The organism is Pseudomonas sp. SK, assembly GCF_012975065.1.
In the GTDB taxonomy this organism is placed as follows: domain Bacteria; phylum Pseudomonadota; class Gammaproteobacteria; order Pseudomonadales; family Pseudomonadaceae; genus Aquipseudomonas; species Aquipseudomonas anuradhapurensis.
The window spans coordinates 3,035,668-3,053,090 of sequence record NZ_CP051857.1 but is presented as its reverse complement, the minus strand read 5'-3'; the positions used below and the strand labels follow the sequence as shown (position 1 = coordinate 3,053,090).

Annotated in this window: 11 protein-coding genes and 1 pseudogene; 3 read left to right on the top strand and 9 right to left on the bottom strand. The window is 65.0% G+C overall.

From position 1 onward, the window contains the following. The 8 genes from HG549_RS14090 to HG549_RS14055 form a co-directional block, all read right to left on the bottom strand. Complete coding sequence (locus HG549_RS14090; RefSeq protein ID WP_170030116.1) at nt 1-1,617, bottom strand: response regulator; 1,617 nt, start codon at nt 1,615-1,617, stop codon at nt 1-3. Nucleotides 1,618-1,697: 80 nt separating this feature from the next. Further along, a complete protein-coding gene (locus HG549_RS14085) occupies nt 1,698-2,753 on the bottom strand; it encodes a HEAT repeat domain-containing protein (RefSeq protein WP_170030115.1) in 1,056 nt (351 codons plus the stop codon). A gap of 251 nt (nt 2,754-3,004) precedes the next feature. Then, a complete protein-coding gene (locus tag HG549_RS14080) occupies nt 3,005-4,420 on the bottom strand; it encodes an efflux transporter outer membrane subunit (RefSeq protein ID WP_170030114.1) in 1,416 nt (471 codons plus the stop codon). Then, nucleotides 4,417-7,596 (bottom strand): efflux RND transporter permease subunit, encoded by a 3,180-nt coding sequence (locus HG549_RS14075; RefSeq protein WP_170030113.1) that lies wholly within the window; start codon nt 7,594-7,596, stop codon nt 4,417-4,419. Before HG549_RS14075 ends, HG549_RS14080 begins: the two co-directional genes overlap by 4 nt. A gap of 12 nt (nt 7,597-7,608) precedes the next feature. Beyond that, nucleotides 7,609-8,850, bottom strand: coding sequence for a multidrug efflux RND transporter periplasmic adaptor subunit MexE (mexE, locus tag HG549_RS14070; RefSeq protein ID WP_170030112.1), 1,242 nt, complete (start codon nt 8,848-8,850; stop codon nt 7,609-7,611). A gap of 252 nt (nt 8,851-9,102) precedes the next feature. Continuing rightward, nucleotides 9,103-9,396, bottom strand: coding sequence for a hypothetical protein (locus HG549_RS14065; RefSeq protein ID WP_170030111.1), 294 nt, complete (start codon nt 9,394-9,396; stop codon nt 9,103-9,105). 84 nt (nt 9,397-9,480) lie between these two features. Then, nucleotides 9,481-10,833: a GntP family permease gene (locus HG549_RS14060; protein WP_170030110.1), complete on the bottom strand. Its 1,353-nt coding sequence runs from the start codon at nt 10,831-10,833 to the stop codon at nt 9,481-9,483. Between the two features lie 108 nt (nt 10,834-10,941). After that, on the bottom strand, nt 10,942-11,481 hold the full coding sequence (locus HG549_RS14055; protein ID WP_170030109.1) for a gluconokinase: 540 nt from the start codon (nt 11,479-11,481) through the stop codon (nt 10,942-10,944). A gap of 206 nt (nt 11,482-11,687) precedes the next feature. On the opposite strand from HG549_RS14055, the gene HG549_RS14050 reads away from it, so the two are divergent. The 3 genes and pseudogenes from HG549_RS14050 to HG549_RS26335 all read left to right on the top strand — a co-directional run bounded on the left by HG549_RS14050 (nt 11,688) and on the right by HG549_RS26335 (nt 14,153). After that, a complete protein-coding gene (locus HG549_RS14050) occupies nt 11,688-12,707 on the top strand; it encodes a LacI family DNA-binding transcriptional regulator (RefSeq protein ID WP_170030108.1) in 1,020 nt (339 codons plus the stop codon). A gap of 90 nt (nt 12,708-12,797) precedes the next feature. Further along, nucleotides 12,798-13,568, top strand: a pseudogene (locus tag HG549_RS26340) (PAS domain-containing protein); the annotation flags it as partial. Nucleotides 13,569-13,658: 90 nt separating this feature from the next. Continuing rightward, nucleotides 13,659-14,153, top strand: a complete 495-nt coding sequence (locus tag HG549_RS26335) for a methyl-accepting chemotaxis protein (protein WP_225931966.1) — start codon at nt 13,659-13,661, stop codon at nt 14,151-14,153. Here the strand turns inward: HG549_RS26335 and HG549_RS14040 are convergent. Then, complete coding sequence (locus HG549_RS14040; RefSeq protein ID WP_170030106.1) at nt 14,128-17,415, bottom strand: transporter substrate-binding domain-containing protein; 3,288 nt, start codon at nt 17,413-17,415, stop codon at nt 14,128-14,130. The genes HG549_RS26335 and HG549_RS14040 overlap by 26 nt on opposite strands. Between the last annotated feature and the right edge of the window lie 8 nt (nt 17,416-17,423).

Here is a 17,423-nt window from a genome sequence, read left to right as displayed (position 1 = left end):
TCAGGGCCGGCCGAGGATCTGGCGCACCAGCGCCTGCAGTTGCTGCAGCTCGAACGGCTTGCCCAACAAGTGCATGCCGGCCGCCAGGAAGCCGTCGCGGGCCATGGCCGTTTCCGCGTAACCGGTAATGAACAGCACCGGCAAGCGCGGGCGCAGGTTGCGGGCAATCTCGGCCAGCTGCCGGCCGTTCATGCCGGGCAAGCCTATATCCGTGAGCAGCAGGTCAACGGGTTGGCTCGAGCGCAGCACCTTCAGGCCGTCATTGGCACTGGCGGCACTGTGGCAGGCGAAGCCATCTTCGCACAGGGCCTGGCACAGCAATTGGCGTACATCCGGGTCATCCTCGACCACCAGCACGTGACGGCCACGGCCATTCAGCACGGTTGGCATCGGCTCGGTCGATGCCTGGGCCTGGCCCGGGTGGCGCGGCAGGTACAGCTCTACCTGGGTCCCTTGGCCGATCTGGCTATGCAGGGTGACATGGCCGCGTGACTGCTTGCTGAAACCGTACACCATCGACAGGCCGAGGCCGATGCCCTGGCCGATCGCCTTGGTGCTGAAGAACGGCTCGAAAGCGTGCTCCAGCGTGCTCTGCGCCATGCCCTGGCCGTCATCGATGATACGCAGGCACACATAGTCACCGGCACACAAGGCGCCGTCCGTGGGATGCCCGGCAGCAATCGGCTGGTTACTCGCCTCGATGCGCAGATGGCCGCCACTGGGCATGGCTTCGCAAGCATTGAGCAGCAGGTTGTCGAGGGCTTCCTGTAATTGCGCGCCATCGGCCTCGACAGGCCACAGGCCCTGGGCGATGTCCACCTGCAGGGTCACGGCCGGGTTCACGCAAGCCATCAGGCGCTTCGCCTGCAGCAGATCATGCAGGTCGACACGCTGGCTATGCAGTGATTGCCGGGAAGAGAAGGCCAGCAGCCGGTGGGTCAGCCGGGCCGCGCGTGACACCGCCTCGCGGCCCATGCGCAGCATGCTGTCCAGGCCGTCGCTGCGGCCCTGCTGCAGGCGCCGGTCGATCAGTTCGAAACTGCCGCCGATGCTGGTGAGCAGGTTGTTGAAGTCATGTGCGACTCCACCGGCGAGCTGGCCAATGGCTTCCATTTTACGCGCCTGGTAGCGGGCGAATTCGCTACGCTCCCGGGCCTCGCCGGGCGTTATGCCCTGAGCTTGCAGGCGTAGCTGCAGATCAAGCAGCTGGTCGCGCACCCGGTATTGCCGGTGTCGGTTGCGCAGCGCGGATTGGACCATCTGCAGCAGCTGGGCGTGCTCGAACGGTACAGCCAGCCGTATCAGATTGCCCTGTGGAAGGTGACACGCAGGCGTGACGCCATGAGCGCCCTGGGTGAGCAGCACGATGGGCAGGTCCGACCAGTTGGGTTGCTGGTCGAGGAACGCCTGCAGCAAGGGGCTCGGGCCTGGATCGAAGACCTGCTCGGCAATCAACGCCAGGCCTGCGCCTTCCGCCAGGCCAGCCTGCAGTTGGGCCAGGTCGAGCGCGCACAGGCTGTCGATGCCGGCGCCGGCCAGCAGCCGAGCGACATCTGCGGCTAGTGGCGACGGCGCCAGGATCAAGGCACGTTCGTCCAACGCCAACGAACTGGCCAAAACGTTTCTCCCGTAAGGGTGGTCCGATATCCACTGGACCTTGGCCACGGCCTCAGGGTTCAACCCAATCGCAACTTGGCCTACAGGCCTTGTTGCAACACCGGGTCGTCCGGGTTCTGCTGCTCCAGCTCCGCCAGTAGCACCTGCACGTTCTGCAACTGGCCGGTTTCTTTCCAGTACTGGATCAGCAATACCCGTGCCCGGCGATTGGCCGGTTGCCGGTTGATCACGGTTTCCAGCTGTTTTTGCGCCGCGTCGTACTGCTCCAGCTCATGCAGGGTCACCGCCAGGGTGTAGCGGTAGTCGGTGTTGTCCGGGTCCAGCTCGACAGCACGGGACAAGGCCAGCAGGGCGTATTCACGCTGTTCATGGCGGTTTAGCCAGAGGCCTAGCTCGTACTGCAAGAATGCCGAGCCGGGGCTCAGTGCCAAGGCCTTGGCCAGGACCTGCCGCGAGGCATCGTGATGGCCCTGGCGTTCCAGCAGGCGGACCTGGGTCGCCAATGCGTCGAGGTTGCCGGGGGCTACCGCCAGGGCGCGCTGCAGGGCGCTGGCGGCGCGTGGGTAATCGTTTTCGTGCAGGTACAGGCGCGCCAGGTGTACTTGGGCGTCGGCATCCTCGGGTTGTTCTTCCAGGGCCTGTTGATACTGTTCGAGGGCGGTCTGCAGCGGGCCGAAATACAGGCCGATGGCGTCCGGGTCGAGGCCCAGCAGGGCATCCACGGCGGCAAAGCGCACGCTTTGCTCGTCGTCGTCCAGCAGCGGGCCGAGCACCAGGCTGCGCTGCGCCGCTGGCAGCAGGCGGCGGATGCTGGCGATGGCCGCCCGCCGTACCAGCGGGTCGCCGTGTTCGAGGTCCTGGCGGGCAAGTTTCAATGCCTGCGGCGAAGGATAGTTGGGCAATTCGGCGTACAAGGCGGCACGCCGAACCGCAGGCAGATCGTTGCGTTGCAGTTGCTGGTACAGCACCCGGGCAGCGCCGGGCTGGCCTTCGTGGGCCTGGCGCAAGGCCTTGGCATAGCTGTGCGCAGGCAAGGTTGGCGGGGGTGGCTGGTCGTCGCGCCACAGGTAGCCGAACAGGGCCGATACCAGGATCAACAGCAGCAGGGCGATCAGGTAGCGGTTGCGTCTGGGCATCGGACGATCCGTGGCGGCGGGAAGGGCAGAGCTTGGGGCAGGTGGGGGGTAAATGCAACCGGGTGGGGGTTATCAGGTGCCTGGCTCGGGCCTTGCGCGGTGGCGCTCGGCCTCACAGGCAACGCACATCCCATGGCGTCCCCCCGCGCCCGATATACCTCCCGGGTCATAAAAAAGCCCCGCGGGCCTTCGCCTGCGGGGCAAACGGTTGGGGGAGGTGCCAACCAAAGGAGTCGTTGAAACAGGTCGAATCAGCGGGCGCTGGCGACGGTCTCCGGTTGCCAGCCGCCGCCCAGGGCCTTGTAGATCGAGACGATGCCGCGGTACAGCTCGACCTCGCCCTGGGCTTGCGCATCTTCCGCACTGAGCCGCTCACGCTCGGCATCGAGCAGCACCAGGTAATCCACCGTACCTTCGCGGTAACGAATCGAAGCCAGCTCCGCTGCCTTGCGGCTGGCATCGCTCTGGCGCATCAGCGACAACAACCGCTGCTGGGTCTTGTCGTAATCGCTGAAGGCATTGGCCGATTCTTCCAGGGCCAGCAACACCTGCTGTTCATAGTTGGCCAGCGCCCCTTCGGCATCGGCCTTGGCACCGCGCAGGCGGGCCCGCACGCTGCCCAGGTCGAAGGCTGCCCAGGTGATGCTCGGGCCCAGTGCCCAGGCGTTGGCTGCCGAGGAACCGATCTGCGAGCCGCGGGCGGCAGTAAAGCCAAGGAAGCCGCTGAGGCTGACGCGGGGGAACAGGTCGGCCGTGGCTACGCCGACATTGGCCGTGGCCGCCGCCAACTGGCGCTCGGCGCTACGGATGTCCGGGCGACGACGCAGCAGCTCTCCGGGGTCTCCCACCGGCAGAGCCTTGGCGATCGCCGGCAGGGCCTTGGGCGACAGGTCGACGCTGAGCGCTTCGGGGCGTTGGCCAAGCAGGGTGGCGATACGGTGCCGGGCGCGGGCCTGTTCCGCCTGCAGTTGCGGCACCGTGGCCTCGACCCCGGCCAGGCGCGCATCGGCACGCACCACGTCGAGGTCATTGCCGACCCCGGCGTCACGCAGGGTTTCGGTGATGGCCCGCGATTCCTGTTGGGTCTTGAGGTTGGCCAGGGCAATTTTCTCGCGCAACTGCGCGCCGCGCAGCTGGCCGTAGGCATCGACCAGCTCGGCGATCAGGCTGACCTGCAACTGCTGCAGGTCGGCTGCCGCCACCGCTTCCTGGGCTTCGCTGGCCTCGATCTGGCGCTGGATGCGGCCGAACAGGTCAAGCTCCCAGGCCATGTCCAGGCCCAGGTCGTAGCGCTCGCTGTTCACCCGTTGCGTGGTCTGGCCGGGGATCTGGCCCTTGCCGATATCGCTGCTGGCGCGGCTGGTGACTACCGGGAACTGATCGTTCTCGGCGTCTTCACGGATCGAGCGGGCCGATTTCAGCCGGGCGAAGGCCACGCGCAGGTCACGGTTGCCGTCCAGCGAAGCCTGCACCAACTGGTTCAGTACCGGGTCGTCGAACTGCTTCCACCACAGGCTTTCGAAGCGGCTACGGTCGTAGGCCTTGGCCTGTACGTCGCTGCTCAGCTGCGCGGGTTCGGTGGCCGGAGCCTGGTAGTCCGGGCCTACCGCGCAGGCCGCCAGGGCCAGCGCCAACAGGCTCGGGGTCAGGGGTTTGAGCAGGTTCATGCATGGCTCTCCAGCGAGTGAACGCGTTCGGCCTTGCGGGCCTGGCGGCGTTCGACGAAACGGCGGATCAGGAAGAAGAACACCGGGGTCAGGAACAGGCCGAACACGGTCACGCCGATCATCCCCGAGAACACCGCCACACCCATGGCATGGCGCATTTCCGAGCCGGCACCGGAGGAGAACACCAGCGGTACCACACCCATGATGAAGGCAATCGAGGTCATCAGGATCGGCCGCAGACGCAAGCGGCAGGCTTCCAGCACCGCGGCCAGCGGATCGAGGCCCTCGGCCTGCTTGTCCTTGGCGAACTCGACGATCAGGATCGCGTTCTTGCACGCCAGGCCAACCAGTACGATCAGGCCGATCTGGGTGAAAATGTTGTTGTCACCGCCGGAAATGATCACCCCGGTGATCGCCGACAGCAGGGTCATCGGCACGATCAGGATCACCGCCAGCGGCAGGCTCCAGCTTTCGTACTGGGCGGCCAGTACCAGGAACGCCAGCAGTACGCACAGCGGGAAGACGAACAGCGCGGTGTTGCCCGCCAGGATCTGCTGGTAGGTCAGGTCGGTCCATTCGAAGGTCATGCCGTTGGGCAATTCCGCTTTCAGCAGCTTCTCGATTGCCGCTTCCGCCTGGCCAGAGCTGTAGCCTGGGGCTGCAGCACCATTGATTTCTGCGGTGATGAAGCCGTTGTAGTGCATGACCCGGTCCGGCCCCGAGGTGTCGCTGACCTTGAGGAAGGTCGCCAGCGGGATCATCTCGCCAAGGTTGTTGCGCACCTTCAACTGGCCGATCTGTTCGGCATCGAGGCGGAATTGCTGCTCGGCCTGGACATTGACCTGGTAGGTACGGCCAAAGCGGTTGAAGTCGTTGGTGTACAGCGAGCCGAGGTAGACCTGCAGGGTGTCGAAGATGTCGGTGATGGCCACGCCGTGGGTCTTGGCCTTTTCCCGGTCGATGGCGGCATCCACCTGCGGCACGTTGACCTGGTAGCTGGTGAACAGGCCCGCCAGCTCCGGCACGTTGCGGCTCTTGGCGATGATGTTCTGGGTTTCCTTGTACAGCGCTTCGTAGCCCAGGTTGCCGCGGTCCTCGATCTGCAGGCGGAAGCCGCCGATGGTGCCCAGGCCTTGTACTGGCGGTGGCGGGAAGATCGCGATGTAGGCGTCCTGGATATCGGCGAACTGGGCATTCAGCGCGGCGGCGATCGCGGCGGCCGACTGGCTCGGGTCCTTGCGCTCGTCAAACGGCTTGAGCGGGGTGAACACGATGCCGCTGTTGGGGCTGTTGGTGAAGCCGTTGATCGACAGGCCAGGGAAGGCTACCGAGTCGGCCACGCCAGGTTGCTTCAGGGCGATCTCGCTCATGCGCTTGATCACCGCCTCGGTGCGGTCGAGGCTGGCCGCGTCAGGCAACTGGGCGAACGCTACCAGATACTGCTTGTCCTGCGCCGGCACGAAACCGGTCGGGGTAGACGAGAAGCCCAGGTAGGTCAGGCCCATCAGGCCGGCATACACGAACAGGGCGATACTGCTGGAGCGGATGACCCGGCGCACGCCACCGACGTAGCGGTTGGAAGCACGGTCGAAGAAGCGGTTGAACGGCGCGAACAGCCAGCTGCCCAGCAGCCTTTCCAGGAACCGCGAGAAACGGTCCTTGGGCGCATGGTGATCCTTGAGCAGCACCGCTGCGAGGGCCGGCGACAGGGTCAGCGAGTTGAAGGCCGAGATCACCGTGGAGATCGCGATGGTCAGGGCGAACTGCTTGTAGAACTGCCCGGTGAGGCCGGAGATGAACGCGGCGGGCACGAACACGGCGCACAGGACCAGGGCGGTGGCGATGATCGGGCCGGTCACCTCGCTCATGGCCTTTTGCGTGGCATCCAGCGGTTTCAGGCCCAGGCCGATGTTGCGCTCGACGTTTTCCACCACCACGATGGCGTCGTCGACCACGATACCGATGGCCAGGACCAGGCCGAACAATGACAGCGCATTGAGCGAGAAGCCGAACAGGTGCATGACCGCGAAGGTACCGATCAGCGAGACCGGCACGGCCAGCAGCGGGATGATCGAGGCGCGCCAGGTCTGCAGGAACAGGATCACCACCAGCACCACCAGCACCAGCGCTTCGAACAGGGTGTGCACGACCGCTTCGATCGAGCCACGGACGAACACGGTCGGGTCATAGACGATGCTGTAGTCCATGCCTTCGGGGAAGTCCTTTTTCAGCTCGGCCATTTTTGCCCGCACTTCGTCGGAAATCTCGATGGCATTGGAGCCTGGGCGCTGGAAGATCGGGATGGCCACCGCCGGCTGGTTGTTCAGCAGTGAGCGCAGGGCGTACTGGCTGGAGCCGAGTTCGACCCGGGCGATGTCCTTCAGGCGGGTGATTTCGCCATCGGCGCCGGCACGGATGATGATGTTCTCGAACTCTTCCTCGTTGACCAGGCGGCCCTGGGTGTTGATCGACAGCTGGAAGCTGGTCGAGCCCGGGGCGGGTGGGGCGCCCAGCTGGCCGGCAGCCACCTGGCGGTTCTGCTCGCGGATCGCCGCCACTACGTCGCTGGCAGTGAGGTTGCGCGAAGCAGTCTTGTTCGGGTCGAGCCACACGCGCAGCGAGTAGTCACCCATGCCGAACAGTTGCACGTCGCCCACGCCGCCCAGGCGTGCCAGCTCATCCTTGATGTTGAGGATGGCGTAGTTGGACAGGTAGAGCATGTCGTAACGGTTGTCCGGCGAGGTCAGGTGCACGACCATGGTCAGGTCGGGCGAGGCCTTGTCGACGGTGATACCGATACGGGTCACTTCCTCTGGCAGCTTGGGCTGGGTACGGGTGACACGGTTCTGTACCTGCACCTGGGCATTGTCCAGGTCGGTGCCCAGGGCGAAGGTGATGGTCAGCGTCAGTTTGCCGTCAGCGGTGGACTGGGAAGACATGTACAGCATGTTCTCCACACCGGTGATAGCCTGCTCCAGCGGTGCCGCGACGGTTTCGCCGATGACCTTGGGGTTGGCGCCGGGGAAGTTGGCACGTACCACCACGGTCGGCGGCACGACTTCGGGGTATTCGCTGATCGGCAGCTGGAACAGCGAGATCGAACCCGCGATCAGCAGCACCAGCGACAGCACCGCGGCGAAGATCGGCCGGGTAATGAAGAATTTCGAGAAGTTCATCGGTGTGGTCCCTTAACCGCGTGGCGCCGGGGCGCTGGCGACTTTCACGTTGTTGCCCGCCACCTTCGGCGTCGGGTTGCTGGCCTCCAGCGCCTGGCGCTGCTGGGCGAGGGCGGCGAGGGTTTGTTCGCTGGCCATCGGGGTCTCTTCCGGGGTGACCGGCGAACCTGGGCGGACACGCTGCAGGCCCTTGACCACGATACGATCGTCCTTGCCCAGGCCGCTGCGCACGATGCGCAGGCCTTCCAGCTTCGGCCCCAGCTCCACGGCGCGGTAGGCGGCCTTGTTGTCCTTGTCCATCACCAGCACGAACTTCTTGCCAAGGTCGGTGCCCACGGCTTCGTCATTGATCAGCACGGCTTGGTACTGGGCGCTGCCGACCAGCTTCAGGCGCGCGTACAGGCCCGGGGTGAACTGGCCGTCGCTGTTGTCGAACACTGCGCGACCACGGATGGTGCCGGTGCGCGGGTTGACCTGGTTGTCGACGAAGTTCATCTGGCCCAGGTGCGGGTTACCGGTTTCGTTGGTCAGGCCCAGGTACACCGGCGTGCTCTGGCCACGCTGGCCTTCGCGGGCCAGCTGGGTGTACTTGAGGTACACGCGCTCGTCGGCGTCGAAGTAGGCGTAGACCTTGTCGGTAGACACCACGCTGGTCAGCGGGGTGACATCGGCAGTCACGATGTTGCCGGCAGTGAACTGGGCACGGCTGACCCGGCCGCTGATGGGCGCGGTGACGCGGGTGAAGCTGAGGTTGAGGCGTGCCAGGTCAAGCTGGGCCTGGATTGCATCAACCCCGGCGCGGGCTTCGGCGGCGGCGCTGCTGCGCGATTCGGCAAGCTCCGCGGAGATGGCGTTGCTGTCCCGCAGGCGCTCGCCGCGGCGCGCTTCGTTGGCACTGCGGATGGCAGTGGCCTTGGCCTGCTGCAGTTGCGCTTCGAGGCGGCGGACCTCGGCCTGGAACGGGCGTGGGTCGATCTGGAACAGCAGGTCGCCTTTCTTGACCTGGGCGCCTTCGGTGAATGCCACCAGGTCGATCTGGCCGGACACCCGTGGGCGTACTTCGACGGTTTCCGGGGCCTCGAGGCGGCCGGTGAACTCGTCCCATTCGTTGATCGGTTGCTCGATCACCTTGGCCACACTGACCTTCGGCGCGGTGGGAGCCTGCACAGCGTCGGGGGTTCGGCCGCAAGCGCTGATCACCACCACTGCCAGGGCAGCGAGGGGAAAGCGCAAGGGTTTGAGTGATTGTTCCATGGAGAACTCCGCCAATGTATTAGTAGTGGGCGGAGTGTGAGTGTCTTGCGCGCGAGGCACGAATCGAACGAGACGAAGGTTATTATCACGCTGAATGATATCTGCGGATGATTCATCGACGGCGGCCATGGCGCGGCTGCCAGGCCGCGTGCCAGGGCGCCCCGCTGCATGCAGGCAGGGCGCCGGCGCCTGGGTGCATTGGCCGGGTTCAGCGCGGCCACTGCAACCTGAGGCAGCCGGCAAATCGGCGCGTCAACGCTGACTGTCGCCGGTGCCCTGGCGCCCGGTGCCTTCCGAGCCACTGCCATCCATTCCCGGCAAGTCGCGGTTGTCGTTCTGCTTCGCCGGCGGGCTGTCGGGGTCGTTGCCCTTGATGCGCGGGTCGGTGTCCCGTGGCATGGGCTTCTCGATCGGGTTGAGGGTGCTGTCCACGCCCGGTTTCGGGGCCGGGTTGTGCGGGTCGTCGGGGTAGGTGGGGCCGGTACCGGCCGCCAGGGCCAGCGGCGTAGCGAGCAGGGCGATCAGCAGGATGCTTGGACGGTGCATGGCAGGCTCCTTTGCTTCGGGTAGGGCTGATACTTCCTTTCGGCCCTACCCGAAACGTCAGGGTGCCATTACCCCGATCAACGGTTACACCACCAGTGACAGCAACAGGATGAAGATGATGCCGACGATCGACAGGATGGTCTCCATCATGCTCCAGGTCTTGAAGGTTTCCGCCACGGTCATGTTGAAGTACTGCTTCACCAGCCAGAAGCCGGCGTCATTCACATGCGACAGGATCAGCGAGCCGGCACCGGTGGCCAGCACCAGCAACTCACGGTTCACCCCCGGCACCAGGTCGATCACTGGCGCAACGATACCGGCGCCAGTGATGGTGGCGACCGTGGCAGAACCCGTGGCGATGCGGATTACCGCAGCCACCAGCCAGGCCAGCAGGATCGGCGAAATCTCGGCCTGCACGGCCATCTGCCCGATCACGTTGCCCACGCCGGTATCGACCAGCATCTGCTTGAAACCACCGCCGGCACCGACGATCAGCACGATCGCGGCGGTCGGTGCCAGGCTCTGGTCGAGCATCTTCATGATCTGCTGGCGGTTGAAGCCACGGGCCGCGCCGAAGGTATAGAAGGCCAGCAGCAGGGCTGCGAGCAGGGCGGTGATGGGGTGGCCGATCAGGTCCATCCACTGGCGCACGATGTGCTCGGCGGGCAGCACCACGTCGGCGAAGGTCTTCAGCAGCATCAGCACCACTGGCAGCAGCACGGTGACCAGGGTGATGGTGAAGCTCGGCAGGTTGCCCTGGTCGGATTCCTTGGCGATCTGGTCCATCAGCTCCTGCGACGGGCTGCCCGGGATGTAGCGAGAGATGAAGTTACCGAACAGCGGGCCGGCGATGATGGCGGTCGGCAGGGCCACGATCAGGCCATAGAAGATGGTCTTGCCGATGTCGGCATGGAAGATGCCGATGGCCAGCAGCGGGCCCGGGTGCGGCGGGACCAGGCCGTGCACCACCGACAGGCCGGCCAGCAGCGGAATGCCGATCTTGATCAGCGACACCCCGGAGCGCCGGGCAACGATGAACACCAGCGGGATCAGCAGCACGAAGCCGATCTCGAAGAACAGCGGGATGCCCACCAGGAAGGCGGCGAACATCATGGCCCAGTGCACGTTCTTCTTGCCGAAGGCGCGAATCAGCGTTTGCGCGATCTGGTCGGCGCCGCCGGAGTCGGCCATCAGCTTGCCAAGCATGGTGCCCAGGGCGAGCACGATGCCGACGAAGCCCAGCACGCCACCAAAACCGTCCTGGAACGATTTCATCACCTTGGCCACCGGCATGCCGGAGGTCAGGCCAAGGAAGCCGGCCGCGAGGGTCAGGGCGACGAAGGGGTGGACCTTGAAGTGGGTGATCAGCAGGATCAGCCCGACGATGGTAACCAGCGCGTCGAGCAGCAGGAAGGTATCAGTAGCCAGTCCGAACATGGTTTGAAGGCCTCGGTATTATCGTTGTTTTGGCGTAGATGTTTGAAACTTTGCCCGCAGGTACGGGCCGGGTAGCGCTGTCTTTGCCAGGCCGATGAAGCCGCCGGGTCAGGCGGTTTGCGCCAGGCTCCGCTCACCGCGCTGCTTTAGCCAGCTGTCCACCGCCTCGGCAAGCGCATCGACGGGCTGGGTTGCGTCAAGTGCCAGGGTCAGGGGTTCGCCACGGGGCGATTCGAGGGCGGCGAACTGGCTGTCGATGAGGCTTGCCGGCATGAAATGCCCAGGGCGGGCCAGCACGCGTTTTTCCGCCTCGGCGGGCGACAGTTCGAGGAACACGAACACCAGCCCGGGCATGGCCTGGCGCAGCGTTTCGCGGTAGCGGCGCTTGAGCGCCGAGCAGGTCAGGATCGGCCGCTCGCCCGCCTGGGTGGTCGCCTGCAGTTCCTGGCCGAGGCGCACCAGCCAGCCGGCACGGTCGCTGTCGTCCAGGGGAATGCCAGCGCTCATCTTGCGGATATTTTCGGCAGGGTGGAAAGCGTCGCCTTCGATCAGGCGGCCACCGCTTCGGGCGGCGATGGCAGCACCGATGCAGCTTTTGCCGCAACCGGCCACGCCCATCACCACGATGGCAGACAGGGGAGAATTCATCAGTACCTCCTGCGGGTGAGATAGCGCTGTCTCGTCGTCGACGAACAGACACCTCCCCGGTGTTATTGATCTTGTCCTTACGCAGTATGGACGCCCGGCGGCGAGCCGAAGATGGCTGCGACCAAAGATTACATTGCCTGCATCCTGAGACAGCGCTACCTTAGTGGCCGTTCCCCTTCCTTGCAAGTAGTAAAATTACAACATTCATGTCCCGCATCGGCTCTCGTACCACAGGTCGTCCTACCCTGGCTGAAGTTGCCAGGCATTCCGGGGTTTCCCCGATTACCGCATCGCGCGCCCTGCGGGGCGTCAGCACGGTCGCCCCGGAGCTGGTGGAAAAGGTCCTTGCCGCAGCGGCGAGCCTGGGCTATGTGGCGAACCCGGCAGCCCGTGCCCTGGCCTCGGCCCGCAGCCAGTCGGTGGTGGTGTTGATCCCGTCGTTGTCCAACCAGCTGTTCATCGACACCCTGGAAGCCATCCACGATGTCATGCGCCCGCGTGGCTTGGAGGTACTGATCGGCAACTACCACTATGATGTGGCCGAGGAAGAAAACCTGATCCGCAATTACCTGGCCTACCAACCTTGCGGCATGCTGCTGACCGGTTTCGAGCGCAGCGAGGCGTCGCGGCAAATGCTGGCGGCCAGTGGTGTGCCTTGTGTGCACATGATGGAACTGAACGGCGATGCCGGGGCATTGTCGGTCGGTTTTTCCCAGCAGCAGGCCGGCCGCGCTGCGGCGCGCCATTTGATCGAACGCGGGCGCAAGCGCCTGGCGTTCATTGCTGCGCAGCTCGACCCACGGGTGATGCAGCGCGCCGAAGGCTTCCGCCAGGCGCTGGCCGAGGCCGGCTTGCAGGCGGCCGAGCTGGAAGTGCTGGCGCCGGAACCGTCTTCCATCGCCCTCGGTAGCGCGCTGTTCAGCCAGTTGCTGCAACAGGCGCCGGATGTCGATGGCATCTTCTTCTGCAACGACGACCTGGCCCAGGGCGCGGTGCTGCAGGCGTTGCGCCAGGGGGTCGAAGTGCCACGGCAGGTGGCGATGGTCGGTTTCAACGACCTGCCGGCTTCGGCGCACATGGTGCCGCGGCTGACCTCGATTCGCACGCCCAGGGCCGCCGTGGGACGCGGTGCGGCACAGGCGCTGCTGGCGTTGCTGGATGGCAAGCGGGTGGCGAACGCCCAGCAGGACCTCGGCTTCGAACTGATGGTGCGGGAAAGTTCCTGATCTGCCTCTGGCCAAGTGCCGCGTTCGGTAACGCGCCTGTTGCCTGTACACGATGATAGCACTGTGCTTGCATGGCCCCGGCGGCGATCTATGCTCAGGACACCGCGCATACAGGAGGCCGTCGCCATGTTCGATTTTCATCGCCAATCCGATCTGGTCGAAATCCAGCGCAGCCATCAGGCGTTGGCCGCTTTGCAGGCCAAGCTGGCGGCGATCAGCCGCGCCATGGCCATGATCGAATTCGCTCCCGACGGCACCATCCTCGACGCCAACGAGCGTTTCTGCCAGGCCATGGGCTACAGCGCCGACGAATTGCGTGGCAAGCACCACCGGCTGTTCTGCGACCCTGACTACGCAAAAAGCGCTGAATACCAGCAATTGTGGCGTGAACTGGGGCAGGGCAAAGCCATCAGCGGCACCTTCGAGCGCATCGACAAGACGGGCCGCGAGGTCTGGCTGGAGGCCAGCTACATGCCGGTACTGGACGAGCAGCAGCAGGTCAGCAGCGTGATCAAGGTCGCGGCCGATATCAGCCAGCGGGTGGTCGAGGAACACGAAAGCGAAAGCTTGCTCAAGGCTATCAGCCGGTCGATGGCGGTGATCGAGTTCACCCCGCAAGGCCGGGTGATCACGGCCAACCAGAACTTTCTCGACACCATGGGCTATCGCCTGGAAGAGGTGGTCGGCCGCCATCACGGGCTGTTCTGCCTGGCGCAGGAGCGCGAGTCGGCCGGCTACCGCGAGTTCTGGGCGTCGCTCAACCGCGGCGAATACCATTCGCACCGCTTCGAGCGCGTCGACAAGCACGGCCGGACGGTGTATCTGGAGGCCTCCTACAACCCGATCTTCGACAGCAAGGGCCGCTTGTACAAGGTCGTCAAGTTCGCCCGCGACATCACCCGCCAGGTCAGTACCCAGCAAAGCGCTGCCGATGCCGCTCATGCCAGCTCGGTGCAGACCGATGCCTGCGCACGCAAGGGCACCCAGGTGGTGCAGCAAGCCGTGCAGGTGATCGAACAGATTTCCCAGGAGCTCAACGACGCCGCTCGCAGCATCGACGCGGTGAGCAAACAGTCGGATGTGATCGGCCAGATCGTGCTGACCATCCGCGGGATTGCCGACCAGACCAACCTGCTGGCGTTGAATGCGGCGATCGAGGCGGCCCGCGCCGGCGAGCACGGGCGCGGTTTCGCCGTGGTAGCCGATGAAGTGCGCAGCCTGGCGGCGCGGACCAGCAAGGCCACCCTGGACATTGTCGATGTGGTGCGGCAGAACCATGACCTGTCACTGTTGGCCGTGGCCAGCATGCAGTCCAGCCTGACCCGCACCGGGCATGGCGTGGCCCTGGCCAACGAGGCCGGCACGGTGATCATGGAAATTCAGCAGGGTTCACGACACGTGGTGGATGCCATCAGCCAGATCAGTTCGACGCTGCAATTGCACTGAGCGCATCGCCCAATTCGCCTTGCAGGGCCTGCAAGCTGTGTTCCAGTTGCAGGCGTAGTTCCGCCGTTGGCAGGCCCTGGCCGTGGGCCTGTTCGATGGCTTCACAGGCCTTGACCAGTGTGCGCATCCTGAGCATCTTCGCGCCGCCCTTGATCCGGTGAGCCAGGGCCCGCACAGCTTCGCCGGGTGCGTCTGCGCCCAGTGCGCGCAATGCGGCCAGGTCTTCGCTGATACTTTGCGACAGTTGTTCCAGCAAATGCCGCGTCAGTTGTTCATCGCCCTGGGTCAAGTGGCGCAGCTCGCCGAGGTCGAAGCCGCTGGCGCGCTGGGCTGGCGGCTGTTGCCGGGGCTGGGCCTGGGGCAAATGGGTCTTGAGCGTACGCAGGCCGATCGGTTTGAACAGGCACTCGTCCATGCCGCTGGCCAGGCAGCGGGCCCGTTCCTCGGCCTGGGCGTTGGCGGTCACCCCGAGGATCCGGCAAGGCGCCAGGCCGCGCTCGCCCTCGAGGCTGCGGATACGACGGGTCAACTGATGGCCGTCCATGACCGGCATGCTGCAATCGGTAATCACCAGGTCGAAGTGCGCCGCCTGCCAGCGGGCCAACGCGATTTCGCCGTTCTCGGCCAACGTCACGCTGTGCCCCAGGCTGTGCAGCTGGCGTTCCAGTAACAGCAGGTTGGCAGGGTAGTCATCGACCACCAGGATGTTCAACGGGCCGCTGCTGCGTTCCAGTGCCGGAGCATGCTGTTCGGCCGGGGTTGGGGCTGTACAGGTGGGCAGTTGCAGGTTGACCTGCACCTTGGTGCCTACGCCTTCGACGCTTTGCAAACTCAACGAACCGCCCATCAATTCGGCGAGGGTGCGGCTGATGACCAGGCCCAGGCCGGCACCCTGGCGCGCCCGCGGGCCGTCGGCCTGGACGAAGGCATTGAACAGCCGGGCCTGGTCGGCAGGGCTGATACCGATGCCGGTGTCGCGTACTGTCAGTTCCACCGTCAATGGGGCAGTGTCGGTGTCGGTGTCGGTGTCGGCGGCGAGCAGGCGCAGGCTGGCCTGGACCTCGCCACGGTCGGTGAACTTGATGGCGTTGCTGATCAGGTTGGACAACACCTGCTTGAGGCGCAGCGGATCAGCCTCGACCCAGACCGACGCGTCAGGCAGCTCGCTGTACAGGTGCAGGCCTTTGGCTCGCGCGTTGCCTTCGAACACGCGGACGCTGGCCCGTACCAGCTCGACCAGGTTGGTGGGCACCGGCTGCAGGGTGATATGCCCGGATTCGATCCGGGAAATGTCGAGGATATCGCCGATCAGTTCAAGCAGGCCGATCGCCGAATCATGCGCGGTCTGCAGCGTCTGGGTGTCGCAGCGGCCGCTGCGGCTGTCCTCCAGGGCCAATTCGAGCAAGCCGATCACCGCATTCATCGGGGTACGGATTTCATGGCTCATGGTGGCCAGGAAGGTACTTTTGGTCTGGCTGGCCTGCTCGGCATCGTCCTTGGCCTGACGCAGTTGCTCCAGCAGGCCTCGGCTGAGTGCCAGCTGCGCTTGCAGAGCATGCTGGGCCTCGGTGCGCTGGTTGATCAGTTTGCGCAGGTAGCTGTTCCAGAACACCACCCCGGCCAGCAGCAACGCCGACAGCACCAGTACCTGCAGAGCCAGGGTGCGGTAGTCGCGCCAGGGGCTGTCGCTGACCAGGGTACTGGTACGCCAGCGGTTGATCAGTTGGTCCAGCTCGTCCGGGGGGATGCTCAGCAGGGCCTTGTCGAGGATCGCCTGCAGCTGCGGCTGGTCGGCGGCCACGGCAAAGGCAGCAACGGCTGGGTCGTCGTCGAGCACACTGGCGATGCGCAAGCGGTCCTTGAACACATGGCTGATGTAGTAGGCAGCATTGATATGGCTGCTCAGGGCGACATCGGCGTCACCGTTGGCCACGGCTTCCATCAGGCCGAGCGGGTTATCCACTTCGACCAGCGTGGCCTGCGGGTAGCGCCGCTGCAACATGGCCCGTTGCGGGGAGCCGCGTACCAAGGCAATGCGCTGGCCCGGCAGCGTGTTGGCCTGGGTGGCTGGCGCGGGTTCGTTGCGGGTGACCAAGACCCGCGGGCTGACCAGGTAGGGGCGGGTATAGCGCAGTTGTTTCGAACGGTCCGCGCCGTACCCCAGGGCACCGATCATCTGCGCATCGCCGCGCATCAGGCGTTCGATCATCGCGTGTGCCGAAGGGCTTTCGAGCGGCTTGAAGCGCAGCCCGGTGCGCAACGATATCTGCTTGAGCAGATCGAGGGTGATGCCGCTGGGGTGATTTTGGGTATCGTTGAAGGTCAGCGGTGCCAGCGAGGTATTGATCAGTACACTGACATTGGGGTTGGCAGCGATCCAGGCTTCCTCTTCGTCGGTGAGGGCGGCGAGGTGGCGTTGCAGCAGCAGGCTGGTATTGCCGCTACTCCAACGGCGCAGGATGTTCAGGCGTTCGCTTTCGCTGATGCGCGCCAGCGCCGTGTCGACCAACCGACGCAGGCGTGGGTTGTCGTTGGCCAGGGCGAAGGCAAACGCCCCGGGCGCGACCTGACAGAAGTGGTCGATCTTCAACAGGCCCTGGTAGCTCTTGCCAATCGTGAAATCGGTACTGATGGCATCGCCCAGGTAGGCATCGGCCTCACCCAGTTCGACGGCAGCCAGGCCCGCCAGGGTGGAGCGATACAGGCTCAATTGCGCCTTGGGGTAGAGGGCCCGGACGCTGCTGGCGGGCAGGTAATGGTCGACCATGGCCAGGCGCAGGCCGGCAAGATCGGAGCCGCTCTTCAAGCGTTGCCCTTCGCGGGTGACGATTACCGGCAGGTCATCAGCGTAGGGGGCGCTCAGGCTGAGCTGGGCATCGGCTGCCTCGAATGCGTTGGAACTGCCCAGCAGGTCGATACGGCCATCGCGCAGCGCAGCGATGGCTTCGTGGCGGCTGTCGAAACGGCGCACTTCGATATCGACACCCAGCTGTTCGCCAATGATGCCTGCGTAATCGGCACTGAGGCCTTCATAGTCACGTTGGCTGACATTGATTTCCAGCGGTGGATAGTCGGGCCGCGAACTGCCCAGCAGCAGGCGCTGGCGTTGCTGCAACCATTGCCGGTCGTCGCTGGAGAGCGCCAGTGGTGCGGCGGCGCTGACCGAGCGGGCCAGCAACTGGCGGGGCTCGCTGTCTGCCAGCAGCGCACTGGAACTGGCCAGGGCGATAACCAGAAGGGCGCTTGCCAGCAGGCGTTTCATGGCAGGAC

Coding starts and splice junctions, on each gene's coding strand:
- HG549_RS14085 (WP_170030115.1), bottom strand. CDS start 2,753: ATGCCCAGACGCAACCGCTACCTGATCGCCCTGCTGCTGTTGATCCTG.
- HG549_RS14080 (WP_170030114.1), bottom strand. CDS start 4,420: ATGAACCTGCTCAAACCCCTGACCCCGAGCCTGTTGGCGCTGGCCCTG.
- HG549_RS14075 (WP_170030113.1), bottom strand. CDS start 7,596: ATGAACTTCTCGAAATTCTTCATTACCCGGCCGATCTTCGCCGCGGTG.
- mexE (WP_170030112.1), bottom strand. CDS start 8,850: ATGGAACAATCACTCAAACCCTTGCGCTTTCCCCTCGCTGCCCTGGCA.
- HG549_RS14065 (WP_170030111.1), bottom strand. CDS start 9,396: ATGCACCGTCCAAGCATCCTGCTGATCGCCCTGCTCGCTACGCCGCTG.
- HG549_RS14060 (WP_170030110.1), bottom strand. CDS start 10,833: ATGTTCGGACTGGCTACTGATACCTTCCTGCTGCTCGACGCGCTGGTT.
- HG549_RS14055 (WP_170030109.1), bottom strand. CDS start 11,481: ATGAATTCTCCCCTGTCTGCCATCGTGGTGATGGGCGTGGCCGGTTGC.
- HG549_RS14050 (WP_170030108.1), top strand. CDS start 11,688: ATGTCCCGCATCGGCTCTCGTACCACAGGTCGTCCTACCCTGGCTGAA.
- HG549_RS14040 (WP_170030106.1), bottom strand. CDS start 17,415: ATGAAACGCCTGCTGGCAAGCGCCCTTCTGGTTATCGCCCTGGCCAGT.